At 33.8% G+C, this 21,961-nt stretch carries 22 protein-coding genes; 13 read left to right on the forward strand and 9 right to left on the reverse strand.

Annotation, left to right across the window (positions count from 1 at the left end):
• Positions 1 to 337 precede the first annotated feature (337 nt).
• Positions 338 to 757, reverse strand: a complete 420-nt coding sequence (locus ACZZZI_RS16225) for an acyl-CoA thioesterase (RefSeq protein WP_463482527.1) — start codon at positions 755 to 757, stop codon at positions 338 to 340.
• Positions 758 to 1,148: 391 nt separating this feature from the next.
• On the opposite strand from ACZZZI_RS16225, the gene rpsO reads away from it, so the two are divergent.
• On the forward strand, positions 1,149 to 1,433 hold the full coding sequence (rpsO, locus tag ACZZZI_RS16230; protein WP_025146265.1) for a 30S ribosomal protein S15: 285 nt from the start codon (positions 1,149 to 1,151) through the stop codon (positions 1,431 to 1,433).
• 175 nt (positions 1,434 to 1,608) lie between these two features.
• On the forward strand, positions 1,609 to 3,744 hold the full coding sequence (gene pnp, locus ACZZZI_RS16235) for a polyribonucleotide nucleotidyltransferase (protein ID WP_316760669.1): 2,136 nt from the start codon (positions 1,609 to 1,611) through the stop codon (positions 3,742 to 3,744).
• Between the two features lie 101 nt (positions 3,745 to 3,845).
• On the opposite strand, the gene ACZZZI_RS16240 is transcribed toward pnp, so the two are convergent.
• Positions 3,846 to 3,995 carry a hypothetical protein gene (locus ACZZZI_RS16240; protein WP_463490002.1) on the reverse strand — a complete coding sequence of 50 codons (150 nt, stop codon included), beginning with the start codon at positions 3,993 to 3,995 and terminating at the stop codon, positions 3,846 to 3,848.
• A gap of 15 nt (positions 3,996 to 4,010) precedes the next feature.
• Entirely contained in the window at positions 4,011 to 4,508 is a 498-nt protein-coding gene (locus ACZZZI_RS16245; RefSeq protein WP_463490003.1) for a toxin-antitoxin system YwqK family antitoxin, read from the reverse strand.
• 82 nt (positions 4,509 to 4,590) lie between these two features.
• On the opposite strand from ACZZZI_RS16245, the gene ACZZZI_RS16250 reads away from it, so the two are divergent.
• The 4 genes from ACZZZI_RS16250 to ACZZZI_RS16265 all read left to right on the forward strand — a co-directional run bounded on the left by ACZZZI_RS16250 (position 4,591) and on the right by ACZZZI_RS16265 (position 8,626).
• Positions 4,591 to 4,965, forward strand: coding sequence for a hypothetical protein (locus tag ACZZZI_RS16250; RefSeq protein ID WP_463490004.1), 375 nt, complete (start codon positions 4,591 to 4,593; stop codon positions 4,963 to 4,965).
• Entirely contained in the window at positions 4,962 to 5,174 is a 213-nt protein-coding gene (locus ACZZZI_RS16255) for a hypothetical protein (protein WP_463490005.1), read from the forward strand. Before ACZZZI_RS16250 ends, ACZZZI_RS16255 begins: the two co-directional genes overlap by 4 nt.
• A gap of 194 nt (positions 5,175 to 5,368) precedes the next feature.
• Entirely contained in the window at positions 5,369 to 6,040 is a 672-nt protein-coding gene (gene rpe, locus ACZZZI_RS16260; RefSeq protein WP_463490006.1) for a ribulose-phosphate 3-epimerase, read from the forward strand.
• Positions 6,041 to 6,205: 165 nt separating this feature from the next.
• On the forward strand, positions 6,206 to 8,626 hold the full coding sequence (locus tag ACZZZI_RS16265) for a TonB-dependent receptor (protein ID WP_463490007.1): 2,421 nt from the start codon (positions 6,206 to 6,208) through the stop codon (positions 8,624 to 8,626).
• A 105-nt stretch (positions 8,627 to 8,731) separates the two neighbouring features.
• Here the strand turns inward: ACZZZI_RS16265 and ACZZZI_RS16270 are convergent, their stop codons facing one another.
• The gene (locus ACZZZI_RS16270; RefSeq protein ID WP_316760656.1) at positions 8,732 to 9,223 is read right to left on the reverse strand and encodes a YajQ family cyclic di-GMP-binding protein; all 492 of its coding nucleotides are present in this window, start codon (positions 9,221 to 9,223) and stop codon (positions 8,732 to 8,734) included.
• 75 nt (positions 9,224 to 9,298) lie between these two features.
• On the opposite strand from ACZZZI_RS16270, the gene ACZZZI_RS16275 reads away from it, so the two are divergent.
• The 4 genes from ACZZZI_RS16275 (at position 9,299) to ACZZZI_RS16290 (ending at position 13,726) form a co-directional block, all read left to right on the forward strand.
• Positions 9,299 to 9,892 carry a hypothetical protein gene (locus ACZZZI_RS16275; protein ID WP_463490008.1) on the forward strand — a complete coding sequence of 198 codons (594 nt, stop codon included), beginning with the start codon at positions 9,299 to 9,301 and terminating at the stop codon, positions 9,890 to 9,892.
• A gap of 99 nt (positions 9,893 to 9,991) precedes the next feature.
• Positions 9,992 to 12,049, forward strand: coding sequence for a polyphosphate kinase 1 (ppk1, locus tag ACZZZI_RS16280; RefSeq protein ID WP_463490009.1), 2,058 nt, complete (start codon positions 9,992 to 9,994; stop codon positions 12,047 to 12,049).
• 1 nt (position 12,050) lies between these two features.
• Positions 12,051 to 12,932 (forward strand): Ppx/GppA phosphatase family protein, encoded by an 882-nt coding sequence (locus ACZZZI_RS16285; protein ID WP_316760647.1) that lies wholly within the window; start codon positions 12,051 to 12,053, stop codon positions 12,930 to 12,932.
• Positions 12,933 to 13,057: 125 nt separating this feature from the next.
• Complete coding sequence (locus tag ACZZZI_RS16290) at positions 13,058 to 13,726, forward strand: hypothetical protein (protein ID WP_316760645.1); 669 nt, start codon at positions 13,058 to 13,060, stop codon at positions 13,724 to 13,726.
• Positions 13,727 to 13,734: 8 nt separating this feature from the next.
• Here the strand turns inward: ACZZZI_RS16290 and ACZZZI_RS16295 are convergent, their stop codons facing one another.
• From ACZZZI_RS16295 to ACZZZI_RS16315, 5 genes are all read right to left on the reverse strand, one after another.
• Positions 13,735 to 14,091 carry a hypothetical protein gene (locus ACZZZI_RS16295; RefSeq protein WP_463490010.1) on the reverse strand — a complete coding sequence of 119 codons (357 nt, stop codon included), beginning with the start codon at positions 14,089 to 14,091 and terminating at the stop codon, positions 13,735 to 13,737.
• A 14-nt stretch (positions 14,092 to 14,105) separates the two neighbouring features.
• The gene (gene pgl / locus ACZZZI_RS16300; protein WP_316760639.1) at positions 14,106 to 14,831 is read right to left on the reverse strand and encodes a 6-phosphogluconolactonase; all 726 of its coding nucleotides are present in this window, start codon (positions 14,829 to 14,831) and stop codon (positions 14,106 to 14,108) included.
• Between the two features lie 106 nt (positions 14,832 to 14,937).
• Positions 14,938 to 16,452: a glucose-6-phosphate dehydrogenase gene (gene zwf, locus ACZZZI_RS16305; RefSeq protein ID WP_344765953.1), complete on the reverse strand. Its 1,515-nt coding sequence runs from the start codon at positions 16,450 to 16,452 to the stop codon at positions 14,938 to 14,940.
• A 33-nt stretch (positions 16,453 to 16,485) separates the two neighbouring features.
• Complete coding sequence (gene gndA, locus ACZZZI_RS16310; protein ID WP_463490011.1) at positions 16,486 to 17,901, reverse strand: NADP-dependent phosphogluconate dehydrogenase; 1,416 nt, start codon at positions 17,899 to 17,901, stop codon at positions 16,486 to 16,488.
• 90 nt (positions 17,902 to 17,991) lie between these two features.
• Positions 17,992 to 18,756 (reverse strand): ROK family protein, encoded by a 765-nt coding sequence (locus tag ACZZZI_RS16315; protein WP_316760628.1) that lies wholly within the window; start codon positions 18,754 to 18,756, stop codon positions 17,992 to 17,994.
• A 161-nt stretch (positions 18,757 to 18,917) separates the two neighbouring features.
• Between ACZZZI_RS16315 and ACZZZI_RS16320 the strand changes: the two genes are divergently transcribed.
• The 3 genes from ACZZZI_RS16320 to ACZZZI_RS16330 all read left to right on the forward strand — a co-directional run bounded on the left by ACZZZI_RS16320 (position 18,918) and on the right by ACZZZI_RS16330 (position 21,889).
• The gene (locus tag ACZZZI_RS16320) at positions 18,918 to 20,132 is read left to right on the forward strand and encodes a sterol desaturase family protein (protein WP_463490013.1); all 1,215 of its coding nucleotides are present in this window, start codon (positions 18,918 to 18,920) and stop codon (positions 20,130 to 20,132) included.
• Between the two features lie 75 nt (positions 20,133 to 20,207).
• On the forward strand, positions 20,208 to 20,783 hold the full coding sequence (locus ACZZZI_RS16325) for an RNA polymerase sigma factor (protein ID WP_463490015.1): 576 nt from the start codon (positions 20,208 to 20,210) through the stop codon (positions 20,781 to 20,783).
• 107 nt (positions 20,784 to 20,890) lie between these two features.
• Positions 20,891 to 21,889 carry a FecR family protein gene (locus tag ACZZZI_RS16330; protein ID WP_463490017.1) on the forward strand — a complete coding sequence of 333 codons (999 nt, stop codon included), beginning with the start codon at positions 20,891 to 20,893 and terminating at the stop codon, positions 21,887 to 21,889.
• Positions 21,890 to 21,961 lie beyond the last annotated feature (72 nt).

Here is a 21,961-nt window from a genome sequence, read left to right on the forward strand (position 1 = left end):
TTTTGATGACTGATTTTTAAGGTGTTGATTGATTTGTTGGCCACGGATGCACAGAAGACACGGAATTTTATTTCAACATTTATTCATATGCTGTATAAATGCAACATGACTATAGGTTTGTCATTCTGAACGCAGTGAAGAATCTCCAAGCGATGAAATACAACCGCCAATTTACCTACGAAAAATGTGAGTGCAATATTTTAGGATAGAACCACTAGGTTGCGGATTCTTCGTGCCTCAGAATGACAGCAGTTTTAAAGGTTGCAGTTTCCATTTCGTGATGACATGAACCGAGGTGGCTAAAATCTATGGAATTACATAAAAACTGAAAATCACTTTATATACTATAGGCTTTTATCATTTCCTCAGTGACTTTTGTACCACGGCTGGTGTTCAAGTCTATTAGTACATAATCGAAAATCCCATCTGAAGCTACTTTGCCAGTTTTCTTATTGATGATTTCAAACTGAACCGAACAACCTTTATCATGCATGGTTAAAATACCAGTCCGTATTAACATCAGGTCGTTCATCAAAAGCGGACGTTTGAAATTGATATCAACATGACTAACTACCCAACCCAAACCTTGCTTAGTGAAATGTTCCCAAGGCATGTTATAGAATTTTTCCATTTGTTCGTATCGTGCTGCCAATACATAATCCAGGTACTTGCTGTTGTGCACATGGTTAAACATATCTATATCATCAGGACGGACACGTAATTCGCTTTCGAAAATGCTAAATTGATTCTTTTCCAAGGGTAAATGTTTTGTGCAAAAGTAAGGTATTTGTTTTGTTTGAACGATTGCAAGGAAAAACTAAGTTGCTTATTCAATCTTAAGTTCTCTAAACCCGACTTAGCGAAAATCCTTTTAAAAATTGCAGCAACCTTGAATATACTGTCATTCTGAGGAACGAAGAATCTGCAAGCGATGGAACAGACACTTCGTTCCTCAGCAATCCAGAGGTTTTTAAAAGATTGCAGCGAGGGCGGGGCTGTAGTTACCGATTAAAACAAAACCTTGCTTTTCGAAAAAAAAGTTTTAATAGTTTATTAATTAAACAATTAGCGGCTCTTTGTTTATCAGCTAAAAAACTTTATCTTTGCGACATAATTAATTAATTTTTACACTTTAATATTATTCAAGAATGTATTTAAGTCCAGAAAAGAAAGCCGAAATCTTTAAACAACACGGCGAAGTAGAAACCAACACTGGTTCTGCAGAAGGTCAAGTAGCGTTATTTACATACCGTATTGCGCACTTAACAGAACACTTAAAGAAAAATCGTAAAGATTTCTCTACACAGTTATCACTTCAAAAATTGGTAGGTAAACGCCGCGGTATTTTGGCTTACTTATACAAAAAAGATATTGAGCGCTACCGTGCTATCATCAAAGCTTTATCGCTTCGTGATATCATTAAACAAAAATAAGCGAATTTTATCAGCGAAAGCCATTCTTTAGAGAATGGCTTTTTACATTTCCTGTTAAATAATTAACGGGATTTGTTATGGATAGGCTTTTTTAATCTTATCTTCGTTTGCAAAAACAAAAACATATATAAACAAGGTGTGTAGAAAGAGGAAAACACGCCATAATTCTATTTAAATGAATGTAATAAAAAAATCGTTCGATTTGGGCGATGGCAGAATTGTAGAAATTGAAACTGGTAAATTGGCTAAACAAGCTGATGGTTCGGTGGTAGTTAAAATGGGCGATACCATGTTGTTAGCAACTGTAGTATCAACTGTGGGTGCCAAACCAGGTACTGATTTTTTACCTTTATCGGTTGATTATCAAGAGAAATATGCGGCTACTGGTCGTATTCCAGGAGGTTTTTTACGTCGTGAGGCAAGATTATCTGATTACGAGGTTTTAATTTCTCGTTTGGTTGATAGAGCTTTACGCCCAATGTTCCCAAGTGATTATCACTCTGATACTCAAGTGATGATTTCATTAATTTCTGCTGATAAAAATATAATGCCAGATTGTTTGGCAGGTTTAGCAGCATCGGCTGCATTATCAGTATCTGATATTCCTTTCAACGGTCCAATTTCTGAAGTACGTGTTGCGAAAATTGATGGTAAATTGGTAATCAATCCATACGCTAGCGATTTAGAGCGTGCAACTTTAGAATTTATGGTTGCTGGTTCGGCTAACGATATCGGCATGGTTGAAGGCGAGTGTGATGAAATTCAAGAAGATGAGATGGTTGAGGCTTTGAAATTTGCACATGCTGCAATTAAAGTTCAATGTGCGATTCAGGTTGAATTAACTGAGGCTACTGGTAAAACTGTAAAACGTGAATATAGCCATGAAGACCATGATGCTGATTTGAAAGCTAAGGTTTATGCTGATACTTACGATAAAGTTTACGCAGTTGCGAAATCTGGTTCGAACAAAGATGAGCGTAAAGTTGGTTTCACTGCCATCATCAATGAATTTTTCGAGGCAATGCCAGAAGATACTGCAGATTTAACTAAAGCAATGGCTAAACATTATTACCATGATGTTCAGTACGATGCAATTAGAAATCTATTGTTAGATGAGGGTATTCGTTTAGATGGCCGTAAGACTACTGAAATTCGTCCGATCTGGAGTGAAGTTGGTTATTTACCTGCTGCACACGGTTCAGCTGTATTTACACGTGGCGAAACTCAATCTTTAACATCAGTTACTTTAGGTAGCAAAGATGATGAACAAATGATTGATGGTGCTTTCTTTAACGGTTACCAAAAATTCTTATTGCACTATAATTTCCCTGGTTTCTCAACTGGAGAGGTTAGACCTAACAGAGGTGCCGGTCGCCGCGAAATTGGTCACGGTGCTTTAGCACAACGTTCGTTGAAAAAAGTTTTACCTCAAGGTGAAGCTAATCCATATACAATCCGTATTGTTTCTGATATTTTAGAATCAAACGGTTCATCATCAATGGCAACTGTTTGTGCTGGTACATTAGCATTAATGGATGCTGGTATCAAAATTAAATCTCCAGTTTCTGGTATCGCAATGGGTTTAATTACTGATGAGAAAACTGGTAAATATGCAATCCTTTCTGATATTTTAGGTGATGAAGATCACTTAGGTGATATGGACTTTAAAGTAACGGGTACTGAAAATGGTATAGTTGCTTGTCAAATGGACTTAAAAATCAATGGTTTATCATACGAAGTATTAACTAAAGCTTTATTACAGGCTAAGGATGGTCGTTTACACATCTTAAACGAGATGAAGAAAACCATTGCTCAGCCTAATGAAGACATGAAGCCACATGCTCCACGTATTGTTTCTATCACTATTGAGAAAGAATTCATTGGTGCAATTATCGGCCCTGGAGGTAAAATTATCCAAGAAATGCAACGCGAAACTGGTGCTTCAATCTCTATCGAAGAAGTTGATGGTAAAGGAATCGTTGAAATTTTTGCTGATAACAAAGCTGCAATTGATGCTGCTGTTACCCGTATCCGTAATATCGTAGCTAAACCAGAAATTGGTGAAGTTTACCAAGGGAAAGTAAAATCAATTATGCCATTCGGTGCATTTGTTGAGGTTATGCCAGGTAAAGATGGTTTATTGCACATCTCTGAAATTTCATGGGAACGTTTAGAAACTATGGACGGTGTATTGAAAGAAGGTGACAAAATCGAAGTTAAATTATTAGACATCGACAAACAAGGTAAAATGAAACTTTCTCGTAAGGTTTTATTACCAAGACCAGAAAAGCCCGCTGCGCCACAGGCGTAACTCCTAAGTCTCCTAAAGGGAACTTATAAAGTTCTATCGGTTGGTGTCTCCACTAACCGAAATTAACCCTTTCAGTTTTACTGGAAGGGTTTTTTGTTAGCCTATTTGCCAATAATCTTTCCTTTATCATCTTTACAAATTTTCACTCCCTCTTTACCATTTATAAATAAAACTGTACAATTTATCGCACCATTTGGATGATAGCTAATTGACTGGCCATTACGCAAGTCATCTTTGTATTGCTCCTCCATTTTTATTTTTCCTGTTTAGTAATAAAGTTTCAATTCGCCTTGTATTAAATCTTTAATGTAAGTTTTTCTAGTTTCTTTAAGGTTGCCATTTTCATAATATGCGATGTAATCACCGTCTAATTTACCATCAATATACTTGTAATTCTCTTTTTGCTTTCCACTGGGAAAGAATTTTCTGAAAACACCTTCCTTCACTTCTGCAAAATCACGATATACATAACTTTCTTCAGAATCTACTTGTCCATTATCATGAAAATATTTGCACGGTCCGTTTCTCTTATCTTTTGTATAGTTAACACTAACTTTTACTTGACCATTTTCAAAATACTCAGTACATATTCCTTCTCTTTTTCCTTTTTTAAAGTTTGCTACAGACTTCAGTTTTCCATTCGAGAAAAATTCTTTACAAGTTCCCTCTTGCAATCCATCTTTCACGCCGCATGGCTTTTCCTTTTGTGCAAGGGCTAGACTAGAAACAAAAACGAGGGCGATTATGGTTAAATATTTTATCATGTTTATTGGTTTTTAACACAAAATAGTTTATTTATGTAGTATTATACATACAATTTTAAAAAATAAATTCGACATCTAAATTATGAAAAAATTTCAAATCATTATTTTCTCCCTAATCATTACATTATTTTTTTTTAATGCAAATGCTCAAAAGGCCGCTTATTACCCGCAAGTTCCATTTGATTCCTTACAGGCTATAAATATGCTTGGATTGGGTACATCAAGTATAGAAGGCTTGGCGTACGCAAAAGTACCAGGTAAGTGGGGCCCTGAAAAAATTTACGCCAAAAATGTGGTGGTAACCTTATTTCCAGTAACTACCCATTTCAGTGATTGGTATCGGTTAAGAAAAATGAAGAGAACAAGAAAACGAGTGTTTACATGTCAGAACAAGCTTTTAAATATCGTATTACAGTGCAAACTGATGATTATGGTCGATTTAAGTTTGTTAAAATGAAACCTGGTAAATATTTTATACAGTCTTTTGCCAGCTATTCAAAGTCAGGTACTACACCAGTTTATCGTAGTAGTGGTTACAATAATTATGGGGGCAGAACTGATTATTATGAGTATCAAAACTATACAAACAATTACACCGACAGGATAGAGGAATTTGTAGAGATTACTCGAGATGGACAAGCAATAGAAATTAAATTGAAAAAATAATTGTTAAACCCTTTCAGTTTTACTGGAAGGGTTTTTTATTTGAATCTATTTTGTTTAACAATGATTTTGTAACTTGCATTGTTACGGATAATTTTTAACCAATTCGTCATTGCGAGGTACGAAGCAATCCTTTTTACTCTAGAGCAGTACATTAAGATTGCTTCGTACCTCGCAATGACGACAAAATAAAATAAATGAAATACATTATTGCCCCATCCATACTTGCTGCCGATTTTGGCAATTTACAACGCGATATCGAAATGATTAATCAGAGTGAGGCAGATTGGTTTCATGTTGATGTGATGGATGGAGTTTTTGTCCCAAATATTTCTTTTGGTTTCCCTGTAATGACGGCGGTTAAAAAACATGCTACCAAACCTTTGGATGTTCATTTGATGATTGTTGAACCCGATAAGTTTATTCCAGAATTTGCTAAAGCAGGAGCAGATCGGATTACAGTTCATTACGAAGCCTGTACGCATTTACATAGAACTATTCAATTAATTAAAGCTTCTGGTTGTAAAGCGGGTGTTGCATTGAATCCTCATACTCCAGTTACATTATTACAAGATGTAATTGAAAATTTAGATTTGGTGTTGATTATGTCGGTAAATCCTGGCTTTGGCGGACAAGCATTTATTCATAACACCTATAAAAAAATTCAGGATTTAAAACGCTTGATTCAAGGCGTTAATGAAGATTTAATTATTCAAGTTGATGGTGGCGTAAGTTTGCTAAATATTGCTAAATTAGTTTCGGCAGGTGCTAATGCTTTCGTTGCTGGAAGTGCAATATTTGCGACGGATAGCCCAAGCCAAACCATTATCGAAATGAAAAATTTAGTAACCACAAGTATTAGCATTTAATCTCGAATTTTTCGGGAGATAAAAGAGTAAACTCATTGAAATATTGGGAGTAAATAATTAGCCGCGAAAATACAGAAATCACGGAAGCTAAAAACATATCACTCCATATTTCCCTGAAAGATTTGTATGCATCTGTGAAAAAAAATATAATCTTTACGCTAACCAATGCTCAAATTTCGGCTAATCCTTTCCCTTTTAATTGCTATTTGCAGTTTTGCTGTGGCTCAACCATTAGTTAGGATTTCAGGGATAGTTTACAACCAAGAAAAGTTGCCGTTATCGCAAGTTACCGTGATTGTATTAGGTCAGGCGCAATCTACTGTAACCGATGAGTTTGGTGTTTATACGATTTATTCAAAATCCAAAACCTTTAGTATAAAGTACACCTTGCTTGGTTATCAGCCAAAAATTTTAAAATTTAACGAACATTCTGGAGCAAGAATAACACAGCAAATAAGCTTAGTTGCCAATATTAATGAGTTAGAACAGGTAGATATTACTGATAAACAAAATCAGCTGAGTAATACCACCACCATTAATATAGCCGATGTCGCATCTATGCCATTGGTTTCTGGAAATTTCGAAACCATGCTCAAAACATTGCCAGGCGTATCTACCAATAACGAGTTGAGTGCACAATACAGCGTTCGTGGAGGTAATTTTGATGAAAACTTAATATACATCAACGATATAGAAATCAACAGACCAGTTTTAATCCGTAACGGACAACAGGAGGGGTTAAGTTTTATAAATGCGGAATTGGTTAGTAAAGCAAAGTTTTCGGCAGGAGGTTTTGAAGCAAAATATGGAGATAAACTTTCGTCAGTTTTAGATATACGTTATGATAAACCTGATAGTAATCAAACCATATTAAGCACAAGTCTTTTAAATACTTCTTTAACTACAAAACAGATTTTTAAACATAGCTTTTTGCTTGCTGGCTTGCGCTATAAAAATAATGCTAATGTTTTAATAAAGCAGGACGAAAAGGGCAGTTATAGCCCAAATTTTGGTGATGTGCAGGTATTATATCAATATGATATTTCTCCAAAATTTAATGTTAGCTTTTTAGGAAACTTAAATTTGGGGCAGTTTAAACTAGTGCCTACTAATCGCGAAACACAATTTGGAACCCTTAATACTACTTTACGATTAAATGTAGATTATACAGGCCAAGAAATTGATGATTACCAAACATTTGGGACCGCTATAACTGCAACTTATGCACCAAAACCGAACCTAGTAATCAAATTTATTAATAGCTATTTTAACACGATTGAAAGAGAGCGGTTTGATATTGACGGCCGTTATATTTTTGATGAAGTTGATAATAGTTTTCCATTAGAAAATTTTGGCCCGATAACAAAAAATAAAGGGATAGGTAGCTACTATAATTATGGCAGGAATAGCTTAAATACGCAGATTTTTGCTTCTGAGGTTAAAGTAGATCAAAACTTTAACAATCATGTTTTTTCTTGGGGATTAAAGTTTGATAAATCTAAGTATGACGACCGTTTAAATGAATATAATTATACGGATTCGGCAGGATTTATTTTGCCGAATAGCGGAAAAAACATTGTACTTCAAAATGTAATTAATGTGGATAATTATATAGATATAAAAAACTATAGTGCTTATATTCAAGATAGTTACTCGCTCTCAAATTATGCAGAACTTCAGCTTGGTGCCCGTGCAACTTATAGTTCTTTAAGCAAGCAATTGCTAATTAGTCCGCGGATGTTAATAGCCTACAGACCAAATTCTAATAATAAAATTTTGAGGTTTACTGCAGGTGTTTACAAGCAACCGCCATCGTATAGAACCATTCGCGATTTTACGGGAAAATTAAATATTAATCAGAAAGCGCAAAGTTCTTACAACACTTCAGTTGGTTACGATTATGCTTTCGATGCTTTTGGAACCAGGTTAAAATTTACTTCTGAGGCTTATTTTAAATATTCAGATCGGTTAATTCCTTATAAAATAGATAACCTCAGAATTAAATATTTAGCAAATGAAGTATCTAAAGGTTATGCTTATGGAGCTGATTTTAGTATTGGTGGTGAATTTGTAAAGGATTTAGTTTCCTATTTCAGAATGTCGGTAATGCATGCTAATGAAGATATTATTGGCGATAGTTATGTTCAAAATGGCGAAATAATTTATCCTGGTTATTTAAAGCGCCCGACCGACCAAAGGCTTAATTTTTCTATTTTTTTTCAGGATAGATTGTTGAATAGCCCCACTTACAAAGTGCATTTAAATATGCTGTATGGATCACGTTTACCAATAGGGCCATCTCAAACGCCAAGGTATTTAGATAAGTTCTCTGTTCCATCGTACAAACGAGTAGATATTGGTTTTTCTAAAGATTTTTTAGACGATGCCGCCTTGCATAAACCTAAATTTTTAGACAGAAACTTTAACTCTGTTATTCTATTTTTCGAAGTGTTTAATATGTTAAATATCGATAATACCGTTTCTTATTTGTGGCTTAAAGACGTTGATAATGTGCAATATGCGATTCCAAATTATTTAACGGGGAGACAGTTTAATTTGAAATTTATAGTGAAATTAAAGAATTGACAGAATAATATTTAAGCAATGAAAATCAATTATAGGCTTTTAATAATCAAACAATTTCATTGAAGGACTTTTTAAGAACTCCAATAAAATTATTTACAAAATTGATTAATTGCGCATATTAATATACTGCAAAGGTTGGCCAAAATCCTCATTGCGACAAAGATTAATTACCGCTTGTAAATCATCAATTTTCTTAGCAGTTACACGAACCTGGTCATCCATAATAGATGGCTGAACTTTTAAACCGCTGGCTTTAATTTTTGCAACTACTTTTTTAGCGGCTTCTTTATCCAAACCTTCTTTTATAGAAATTTCTTTGCGAATCATATTGCCTGATGCTTGATGCTCATCGCCAAAATCCAAACTTTTTGGATCTAAATTTTGTTTCATCATTCTAGAAATTATAGACCCTTCAATTGCTGCTAAACGCATATCATCTTCAGTTACGATAGTTACAACATTTGTTTTTTTATCCAAATCGATGGTGCTTTTAGAGCCGTTAAAATCGAAACGGTTTAAAATTTCTTTTTTAGCATTGTTAATCGCATTATCAAGCGTTTGCGAATCAACTTTACTTACAATATCAAAAGAAGGCATAGTTTTAGCTTTAAAGTAAAAAAATAAGTAGATTTAATAGATTATTACTGATACTACAAAAAAACGAAAAATTTTATGAAAACCACTAAGACGAAGACTCAAAAAAAGACAACTAAAAAAGAAGCTAAAAAGCAATTAGAACAATCTATTTCTGATAAGTTTTTAGAAGTTATCACAAGTTTAGGTCATGATGCATCAGAAATAAGTACCGAAGTTGCAAAGGCGAGTAAACGAGTTGCCAAAAAACTGGCTAAAAAGTTTACTGTTATTAAAGCTGATGTAGGTCAAAAAATCGATGACATTTTGCATTCGTCAAAATCAGCAAAAAAAGAGGATAAAAAACCTGTGGCCAAAGCAACTACAAAAGCAGAAAAAGTGGTTAAAAAAGCAGTTGCAAAAGCTAAGCCTGTTGTTCAAAGTGTTAAAGTTGCCGCAATTGCTTCGGAAGAAAAGGCTGAAAAAGCGATATCAAAACCTGTAACTAAAGTTGCAGAAGAAGTAAAAAAAGCTATTCCAGCAGTGAAAAAGGCAGTTGAAAGTAATGTTGCTCCCAAAAAAACAGCAACCACTACAGTTAAAAAAGCACCAGTTAAAGCTACGGCAACTAAAGCTGTAACTGCCGTAAAAAAAACAGTAACTAAGGCTACCAAAACTACTCCTAAAAAATAATTTTGTTAACATTAATATGGGTGTGAATTAACATCTACTTAACAAAATAATTTGCAGTTTTGAACATCCCTGTTTTTGCAGGGATTTTTATTTTTTTAAATGAGCAAGAAGAAGTTACCCTTTTTTAATCGAGAAATTAGCTGGTTATATTTTAACGAACGTGTACTACAAGAGGCAGCTGACGAATCTGTTCCACTGATTGAACGAATAAAATTTCTATCAATTTTCTCCTCAAATCTGGAGGAGTTTTATCGGGTTCGCGTTGCCACTATGACCAGATTGACGAATCTGAATGAAAAAGCAAAAGCGCTTTTAGGTTTTAATCCGAAAAAGATACTCAATGAGATTAAAAACATTGTTGTAAAACAAGAGCGTAAATTCGATCAGCTTTTTCAAGCTACACTAATCAATGAACTTGCTCAAAATAGAATATTTATTTTAAATGATACCCAGCTGAATGTAAGCAGGGGTGAGTTCGTTAAAAATCATTTTAGAGATAAAATTTTATCTAACCTGGTGCCAATTATGTTGGATATGGATAAGCCATTTCCAGAACTTAAAGATAGATTTCTTTACTTTTTTGTTAAGTTATCCCGCAAGGATACAAAAGTTAAAGAAAAATATGCTTTGATTGAGATGCCGCCAAATTTACCTCGTTTCCTTGTTCTTCCTGAAACGAACGATTTAAAATTTATCATTCTTGCAGAAGATATTATTCGCTACTGTCTTGATGATATTTTTTATGTTTTTACCTATGATAATTTAGAGGCTTATTCTATTCAGTTAACTCGTGATGCAGAGCTTGATATTGACAAAAATATAAACGAAAAATTTATAGAAGATTTAAAAAGCAGTCTGGAAAAACGTAAAAAAGGTAAGCCAATGCGTTTACTTTATGATTCAGCAATGCCTTTAAATATGCTTACTGTTTTAGTAAATAAGTTAAGGCTAGAAGCAGAAAGTTTAATTCCTGGTAACCGATACCACAAATTTGGAGATTTTATATCTTTTCCTAACGTTGGTGGAAAGGAGTTAGAATATGCGCCAAATGTACCGCTAAAGGTTCATGATTTACATAGAACACAAAGTGTGTTTGCGAAAATTGCACAGAAAGATTACCTGGTTAATTTACCTTATCAATCGTACGATTATATTATTCTTTTCTTACGTGAGGCTGCGATAGATCCGAAAGTTACAGATATTCAAATTACTTTATACCGATTGGCAGAAAATTCGAAGGTTATAAACGCTTTGATAAATGCGGCTAAAAATGGTAAAAATGTATCGGTTTTATTAGAGCTTAAGGCAAGATTTGATGAGCAAGCCAATATATTCTGGACTAGTAAATTAATGGAGGAAGGCGTAAAGGTAAACTATGGTTTAACCGATTACAAAGTTCACTCTAAAATTTGCCTTGTAAAGCGAATCGAAAAAGATAAACCTGTTTATTATGCAAATTTAGCAACGGGTAACTTTAACGAGAAAACGGCAGGCTTATACTGCGATCATAGTATTTTTACGGCAAAAAAAGAGATTACGAATGATTTGGTTAAACTTTTTGACGCATTAAGTAAACGAACGGTAACAAAAGGATTTAAACATCTTATTGTTTCTCCGTTAGAAAGCAGATCTAAACTGGTTAATTTTATTAATCGCGAAATTAGAAATGCAAAGGCTGGTAAAATAGCTTACATATTACTTAAAGTGAATAGTTTAGCTGATGAAGGTATTATTGCCAAACTGTATGAAGCAAGTAACGCTGGCGTAAAAATACAACTTATTATAAGAGGTATATGCTGTTTGGTGCCTGGCGTTAAAGGCTTTAGTGAAAATATTACAGCAATTAGCATAATTGATAAATTTTTAGAGCACGCCCGAATTTACATCTTTAGTAATAACGGAAAAAACGACATGTATTTATCATCGGCAGATTTAATGAGCCGAAATTTTGAGCATAGGGTAGAAGTTGGTTTCCCGGTTTTAGATCCTGATGTAAAACAAGAGATTCAGGATATTATCGATTTACAATTACAGGATAACACCAAGGCAAGACAAATTAATGCTTTGAATAATAATAAATACCACAAAAACAGATTAACCAAAAAAACAAGGGCGCAAGTAGATATTTACAACTACTTAAAAAACAAGCACCAATAATATGTTAAGATACGCAGCTATCGATATCGGTTCGAATGCAGTAAGATTGCTTATTGCAGATATCAGCAAACAAGATGGTTTATACAAATACAAGAAGAATACTTTAATCCGAGTGCCCTTGCGTTTGGGCGATGATGCATTTTTAGATCAAAATATATCTCCAAAAAAGGCAGGAGATTTGGTTAAAACGATGCTCGCATTTAAAAACTTAATGGACGTGTACCACGTAACCGAATATTTGGCTTGTGCAACATCTGCCATGCGTGAAGCTAAAAACGGAGAGGATATTGTGAAGTTGATAAAAGAAGAAACGGATTTAACACTCGAAATTATTGAAGGTCAACGTGAGGCAAATATTATTTATGCAAACCACATTGAACAGGATTTAGATCAAAGTAAAACTTACTTATATATTGATGTAGGTGGAGGTAGTACGGAGTTGAGTGTTTTTTTTAAGGGTGCGCCTATTGCTTCAAAGTCATTTAATATTGGTACAATTAGGATACTTGATAACCAGGATAAGGAAGAAACCTGGGAAGAAATGAAAAGCTGGGTAAAGGAGCATACAAAAGCTTATAAACAACTTGCAGGGATTGGAACTGGTGGTAACATTAACAAACTTTTTAGAATGGCGGATGAAAAGGATGGCGCACCAATGTCTTTACAGAAATTAAATTCTTTATATAACAAGTTAACCAGTTATTCGCTTAAAGAACGTATTCATGTTTTGGGTCTAAATCCAGATCGAGCTGACGTAATTATTCCTGCTTCAGAAATTTATTTAACACTAATGAAATGGACGGGAATTAAACAAATTTATGTACCAAAAGTTGGCATGGCCGATGGTATTATTAAATTGCTAATAGAGGAAAAATTAAGTTAAATTTCATTAATAAAAAATATTTTTTAGTCTTTCTACACAGGCCAAAAAAATACCTAACACTAGGTATTTTTTTGGCCTGTTCATTAAAGTATTTTAGCCAACGATAAACCCGTTAACTAAAAATTATGAAAGCTAAATTAATTATGTTCTCAATAGGAGTGCTGTGTGCGCTCTCAGTGAAAGCCCAAACTGTAGAAGTTTCCGCATCGGAGTCTGATGCAAAAATTATTGTTGATGGTCAAAGCCTTGGTACAGGTAGTTTGAAAATTAAAGTTCCTAAAAATTCTTGTGTAAATGTTAAAATTCAGAAAGCAGGCTTTTTAAGATACGAGCAAACTTATTGCAATAAAAAGGGAATGACTGAACCTCCAAAAAAACAATTCTTTGATATGAAAAAAGATGATGCTGAAGAAGCATCAATTAAAACAGATCAAGCGAATATTGATTTTTCGATAGAGGTAAATAAAAAATTAGACATTACTGATGTTTGGAAACGTACGAATCAAATTGTAACCGATTATTTTGATGCAATAGAAGTTGCTGACAAAGAAACCTCTTACCTTCGTACAGCGTGGTCGATTCAAAGCTTTGCTCAGAATACGATTCGTACAAGATTAATTATTAAACTTTCTAAAAGCGACCCTCTAACTTATAAAGTTAAATTAGTAAGCGAATATTCTGGAATGCCGTTAACTAGTGTGAAAGCCGATGAACAATTTCATGACTGGGATAGAGTTTTGAGAAAGTATCAAAATGTAATTTCTGATTTTACAACAAGATTAGGGAATCAATAATATGGCTCTCAGATGGTTATGTTATTATTTAACATAGCCATTTCCATAAAACGCTTAACCTCGATATTTATATCTTCCTTAAAATATATGCGAAGATGATGGTTATATTGATTTGTGCCAGGAACTTGTGCAATTTTAATAAAGCAAAAATTATCATTAAAAGCTTGGTTAAAGGGAAATACCACATGAATGAAGTTTTTACCCAATTGAGTAATGTAAGCTATTTTATGATTACTTTCTATCGCAATCATCGATTTTAAAGGATGTAATTCAATGTAGCCAATCTTACTAAATTCTTCAATAAAAAAACGGAATAACTCGAGCGTATATTCCGTTTTTCCTTTTAAAAAGCCTGCTAATTGCATTTCAGCCATATTACTTATTCTTCAAGCAATTTTACTGCTGCTTCATCTACAAACCAGGTTAATTTTCCATCAGTTGGATTAATTAACTGCGCTGGATAAGTATCAAAGTTTTTTTCTTCATCGCCAATAACATGTTTTAAAGCTTCAGCCTTATTTTCGCCAAAAGCAAGAAATGCTACATTTTCGGCTTTGTTAATTAACGGAGCTGTTAAGCTAATGCGATAAGTATTTAATTTTTCGACAAAAACAGAGTCTACATCAACTTCTTGATTTTTAACTAATGTCGTATGAGGGAAAATTGAAGCCGTGTGAGCGTCATCGCCCATTCCTAACAAGATTAAATCGAAAACGATATCATTTCCATCAAAATGTTTATCTATAGATTTTTTGTATTCTATAGCGGCTTTTTCTGGTGCTAATGTTGTATCGATATAGAAAATATGGTCTGTTTCAATGTTTAAATTATCAAAGAAATTTTTCTTTGCCATTAAGCCATTATAATTTTCATCATCAGCAGGAACATTACGTTCATCGCCAAAAAAGAAATAAACTTTTTCCCAATCAATTCTGTCTTTACAATCTGTCGATAAAATTCGGTACAGCTCTTTTGGCGAATTACCGCCAGTTAAAACAAAGTTGAAGCGATCATTATCCTCAATAGCCATTTCAGCAATTTTAATAACGTAATCGGCTAAATCCTGATTTAATTCTTCGAGCGTTTTATAAATAAGTAGATTCATGTTTATAAGATAACATCACTGAAAGGTAAGAAGCAATCTAACGACAGCCGCTATTTTACTAACGCTAAAAGATTGCTTCCTACTTTGCAATGGTGGGGGTTAAATATTATTCTTTATTCTTCAACGGCAAATTAAACCAATGGAAACCATCTCTTGCGATAAGTGCTTCGGCTTCTTCTGGTCCCCAGCTATCAGCAGGGTAATTAGGAAAATTAATTGATTTTTTGCTTTCCCAAGTATTTAAAATTGGCATTACCAATTCCCAAGCTGCTTCAACCTGATCGCCACGCATAAATAAAGTTTGATCGCCCATCATAGCATCAAGCAATAAAGTCTCGTAAGCTTCAGGGGTATCACCTTCGTAAGTTCCTTTATAATCGAAAACCATATCAACAGGATTTAAAACCATATCTAAACCTGGTCTTTTCGCCTGTACCTGCATACGAATACTCATTTCTGGCTGAATACTAATAACCAAACGATTTTGTTGCCAGTTTTCGGTTACACCTGATGAAAATATTTGATGAGGAACATCTCTAAACTGAATGGTTATTAAAGATGAAGTTTGATTTAAACGTTTTCCTGTTCTTAAATAGAAAGGAATTCCTTGCCATCTCCAGTTATCGATATGGAATTTAACTGCTGCAAAAGTTTCAGTATTTGAATGATCATCAACACCTTTTTCCTGGCGATAGCCTGGTACTTCCTTACCTTCAACCCAGCCTTTGCTATATTGACCACGAACCGTGTGGAAACGAATGTCTTCCGCAGAAAATGGGCGCATAGCTCTTAAAACTTCAACCTTGCGGTTTCTGATTTCATCAGCATCGAAGCTAATTGGTGCTTCCATTCCCACTAAACAAAGTAATTGTAGCAAGTGATTTTGAATCATATCTCTTAATGCACCAGCACCTTCGTAGTAACCACCACGATCTTGAACGCCCAATTGCTCGGTTACCGAAATTTGTACATGGTCGATATAAGCCCTGTTCCAAAGAGGTTCAAATAATGAGTTTGCAAAACGGAAAGCCATCATGTTCTGAACCGTTTCTTTACCTAAATAATGATCGATACGATAAATTTGTTTTTCCGTAAAAATTGTACTTAAAAGTTTATTTAACTCTTTGGCTGATTCTAAATCATGACCAAATGGTTTTTCGATAACGATACGGCTGTTATCTTCATCCTGTGTAAGTTTATATTTTTGCAAACACTCTGCAATAACAGGGAAGAAGTTCGGCGCCACGGCTAAATAGAATATAACCTGGGTTTCTTTCCCGAATTCTTTTTGATATTTTTCTACAGCCGCTTTTAAGTTTTCAAAAGTTTTAGGCTGAGCAAAATCAGTAGGGCAATAATTCATTGTCTTACTAAAATCTTCCCATTTCTCTTTTTTAACTTTTCCAGTACGAGAAAATTCATTTACAGCATCCTCTAAAGCAGCTTTGTAGCTATCATCAGTAAATTCTGTTCTACCCGTGCCAATTACAGCAAATTTTTCGGGCATGTAGCCTTCTATAAATAAGTTGTATAATGCAGGAGCAAGTTTGCGTTTATTTAAATCGCCAGTACCACCAAATATTACAAATATTGTGGGGTGTAATGCGGTTTTTGATTTCATTTTGTTTTTTACGTGTTAATAATCGGTGTTATTTTACGATAATTTATTCCAATCGGCATGGAAAACGCCTGCTTTGTCGATACGTTCAAAAGTGTGTGCGCCAAAGAAATCTCTTTGTGCCTGAATTAAGTTTGAAGGCATTCGAGCCGTTGTAATGGTATCAAAATAAGTTAGGGTAGAAGCAAATGCTGGAATCCCTAAGCCTGAACTAATACATGCAGAAACTGTTTTACGTGTTCCTTTTAAAGTGCTTTTTATAATATCTTGAATACCTGAATCGCCAAATAAATGTTCGAGGCTATTGTTTTTTTCGTAAGCCTGATAAATATCTTCCAGGAATTTAGCTCTGATAATACAGCCACCACGCCAGATTTTAGCAATTTCCTGCAATTTTAAATCGTATTGATATTCTTTTGACGCTTGTACTAATAAATGCATACCTTGTGCGTAAGCACTGATCATCGAGAAGTAAAAAGCATCTTCTAATTCTTCAATTGTAACATCAATTTTGGTGTCTTTTTTACCAAAACCTTCTTCAAGTGAAACTCTTAATTGCTTGAATTTAGATAAATCGCGGTTCGAAACTGCTTCGTTAATAGTTGGAATAGGTAATTGCAGTTCCATTGAAACTTCCGAAGTCCATTTTCCTGTACCTTTAGAACGAGCTTCGTCTTTTATCATATCTAAAAGATCGTTTTGTGTTTCTGTGTCTTTGAAAAGAAAAATCTCAGCTGTGATCTCTAATAGGAAAGATTGGAGTTTGCCTTCATTCCACTTTTTAAATACTTTATAAATATCTTCGTTAGAATAGCCTAATCCATTTTTTAATATACCATAAACTTCTGCAATAAGCTCCATAATAGCATATTCGATGCCATTGTGTACCATTTTAACAAAGTGACCAGAAGCACCTGGACCAATATAAGTTACGCAAGGATCGTTATTTACTTTTGCCGCAATAGCATCAAATACATCTTTTACTACATTATATGCTTGTTTATCGCCACCAGGCATCATACTTGGTCCGAAACGTGCACCTTCTTCGCCACCAGAAATACCCATGCCAAAGAAATGCAAGCCATCTTTTTCTAATTCATCAACTCTTCTGTTAGTATCTGTGAAGTGTGAGTTCCCACTATCAATAATAATATCGCCCTTACTTAAAAGAGGTTTTAATTCTGCAATAACGCTATCTACAATTGGTCCAGCTGGTACAAGTAAAACTAATGTCCTTGGTGTTGCCAGATGGTTAATAAAACTTTCAATGTTGTCAAAGCCCTCAAGATTATGTTTCTTGCCTTCGTCTTTAAGCTTAGCAATCATCTTTTGGTCTTTATCGTAACCAGTAACAGAGAATCCTTTATCGGCCATGTTTAATAAAAGGTTTCGGCCCATTGTGCCTAAACCAATCATCCCCAATTTATATTGCTTTGAATCGTTATTTGCCATTTTTTGTTATTTAATATATACCCAAAATTAGGGTTTACAAATTAATATTTTAGTGTACGGTGTTAAATGATTGTAATAAAAGCTAATGCTTTAAGCTGTTTTTTTAGGACTAACTGTTGTAATGTTGTTTCCGTCAGTTAGTTTCCAAAGTTTTGCGCCACCTTTAATTCCATCACGATTGGTTACAACTTTAATATTGTCTTCCAATTTGAAATCGATTTGTTTCGAATTACCGCCACCAATATATAAAGTATCGTAGTTAAAAACAGTTTTATAAATTTCTATAACCTTTTTCAAACGTTTATTCCAACGTTCTGCTCCAATTTTTTCAAAAGCTTTATTGCCAATATAATCATCATAATCTTCTTCTTTGCTAATCGGAAAATGAGCCAGTTCCAGGTGCGGAAGTAATCCGCCATCGAAAAGCAAAGCTGTACCGAAACCAGTACCAACAGTGAATACAATTTCAAAGCCTTTACCTTCAACAACTCCTAAACCTTGTTGATCTGCATCATTTACTAATCTTACAGGTTTGCCCAAAGCATCAGCAATGCGTTGAGCTAAATCTACATCAGCCCATTTATTTTTAGCAAGATTTGGCGCAGTTTTAACAATTCCGTTTTTTACATAGCCTGGAAAACCAATTGAAATTCTATCATAAGTAGCAGGAATAGGTTTTACTAACTCTACAATTCCCGAAACAATATCCTTTGGTGTTGCACCATCGGGTGTTTTGCTCTTCATGTATTCTGATAGCATATTTCCGCTTTCATCTAAAAGAACTGTTTTTATACTTGTTCCGCCAATATCAATAGATAAAATATTAGTATTTGTAGCTTGTTTCTTTGTCGCCATAATTGTACTGTTTGTAGAATCCGAAGTTCTACAAATAATTTAAAACGACAAATATTAATTGATAAGAGTAGTAATATTGATGTAAATAATTAATACTATTAAATCTATGTATTTTGTAGAATATATTTATGTTTGCAACGTTAATCTATAAATGTGTTTTTATGAATGATGTAAACTATCTGGCTTTTGCTATACCTGCGTTTTTTCTTTTTGTTTATATAGAATACAAGTTGGCACAACAAAAGAACAAAGGTTCTGTATTTAAGTACGAAAGTTCGGTAGCTAATTTTAGCGTTGGTATTGCAGAGCGGTTGTTGAATTTATTTATTGCAGCAAGTTTTTATCAAGTTTACAATTGGATATACACGAGTTATGCACTTTTCGATATCCCAAATAAATGGTATGTGTGGCTGCTTTTACTTTTAGCTACCGATTTTGTTTGGTATTGGTACCATAGATTAGGACACGAAATTAATTTTTTATGGGCTGCTCACATTGTTCATCACCAAAGTGAGGAATTTAATTTATCAGCTGCTGCTAGAATTACAACTATCCAGGCCGTATTTAGAAATGTGTTTTGGTGTGTTTTGCCATTAGTCGGTTTTCATCCAAATATGATTATTACAATTTTACTGGCCCATGGGGCGTACTCTTTTTTTACGCATACACAATTGATTGGTAAAATTAGCTGGCTCGAAAATGTTTTAATTACACCTTCTTTACATGGGATTCATCATGCATCTGATGAGAAATACCTGGATAAAAACTATGGCGACGTTTTTGTTTTTTGGGATAAGTTATTTGGAACTTTTCAAACAGAAGAAGAAGCACCAAAATACGGTTTAACCCATCCAATTAAAAGTTATAGCTTTTTATGGCAACATTTTCATTATTACCTTGAAATTGGCGAGGCTTATAAAAGGGCAAACGGGTTTAAGGCAAAATGGAATGCCATTTTCGGCAGCCCCGCTTTAATGGATCAAAGTATTCGACCTATTTTAGAACGAAGATTTAGCCAACATAAAAAAAATAAATCTACCCCAATAAATTTTAAAGGTTATCTTAATGTTCAGCTTGTTTTAGTAGTTGCATTACTTTCTTTTTTAACACTTTACTTTAGTTCAATTAAGTTGATTGATCAGGTATCGATTTTGCTATTTATATTATTAACCTTAATTAATATTGGCGCATTACTCGAACAAAGAAAATGGATTTACTATTTAGAATACATTAGACTAATGCTTGTGTCTGTTTGTGTTTTTAATTTTTTCGGCCACGTAGCCTTAAGTTTGTTCCCCGCGATAATTTTAATTCTATTAGAAAGAGTTTACGCAATAAGTAAATTATATAATAAATACGTTTTCAATCCTAACTAAATTAATACTTAGGTAATCTAAAAGCTAAACTAATTTAACTTTAGCATAATATTGCCGTGTTACTTTAGCGCACAAATGAAGGGTGCATATTTAGCTAAAAGTGATGAAGATTTAGTGGCTTTGTTAAAACAACAAGATGGGGCTGCGCTTGAAATGATTTTTAATCGTTATTACTCGCCTCTTTGTAAATTTACATCTATTTACTTAAAAGATTATAGTAAGGCTGAGGAGTTGATTGCAGACTTGTTTATTAAATTATGGGATAAACGCTTATCACTAGAAGTGAAGTCTCTTAAAAAATATTTATTTGTATCCGCAAGAAATGCTGCATTAAATGAAATTCAGCGAGCAAAATTAACCACCTCAAGCTTAAGTGATCACGACGAAAGTTTGTTGCTTTTAGACGGACATTTAAATCCACACGAATTGCTAAGCAGTCGTGAATCTTACAAAGAGATTATCGATTTAATTCACAAATTACCTGAAAGGCAAAGAGAAGTTCTACTAATGAGTAGGGTTGATCTTCTGGAAAAAACAAATATCTCAGAAATTTTAGGTATTACGGTTAGAACAGTAGAAACTTTGCTTTATCAAGCAGTTAAAAATCTACGTACTCTTATTTCTAGTAGAGATAATCGATCTAAAATCTAAATTTCTTTTTTGTTTAGCCGTTAATATTTTCTTAATAATAACTTAACTTTTTGCGCTACGTAGAGATGTGGTGTAATACTGTCTTAGCATCAGAACAGTATTACTAAATGGAGCAACATTATTATACATTAATAGAAAACTACATTAATAAGGATATCAGCAATGAAGATCTTAACGATTTAATGACCTGGGTAGATATTAGCGATGAAAATCAACATACTTTTAGGGAAGTGCTAAAAACCTATGAAGCAGCTGATCATTTTTTTAAAAATACACAACAACAGCAAAAGAGCTGGGCAACTATCCAGCAACATATTTCAAAAAATCAAAACGAAACCATTTTTCCCGAGAAAAAAACGATTAAGCTGTTTTGGCTTAAAATAGTTGCTGCAATAGTTATAATTTCTTCAATCTCTTTATTATATATCAATTTTCAAAAGCGTGATTTAAATGAAGAAATTGTTTACAACGAAATTTATAATCCTAAAGGCCAAAAACGATTGGTAACCATGCCAGATGGTTCAAATATTTACCTTAATGGCGATAGCAAAATTAAATACGCACAAAATTTCGATACAAAAAAGAGAATAGTTTATTTAGAAGGTGAGGCTTTTTTTGATGTTCAGCACCGCAAAAATCAACCGTTTATCGTTTATACAGGTAAAGTTAGCACCACAGTTCTGGGTACTTCATTTAATATAAATTCATACAAATCTTCTAAAAATTTATCGATTACCGTACAAACAGGTAAAGTTGGGGTAGTTGTTAAAAATGGGAAAGAAAAGCATGTTCAATTTTTATATCCTAATGAACAATTAAACATTTCTACTGATGATTTGGTGATGACCAAGAAAAATGTTGATGCGACTGAGATAGATTCTTGGAGAGTGTACAAAATGGTTTTTTATGATAAGCCACTTTCAGAAATAATTCAAATGATTGAAAGAGAATACGATGTAGATATTGTGCTTGAAAGAGCATCGCTAAAAGATATTAAGCTAACTGCAAAGTTTGATAAATCTTCGGTTAGGCAAATTCTTGATGTAGTTGCTCAGTTATCGAACTCGAAATATAAAATTTATGAAAAAAAAGTAATCATTTATTAAAGAAACTTAAAAAAGTAGATATGAAGTAAAACTAACTAATTAAAAGGCTCGAAATGCTGGACACATTTCAAG

It is taken from the genome of Pedobacter sp. AC190 (assembly GCF_979258025.1).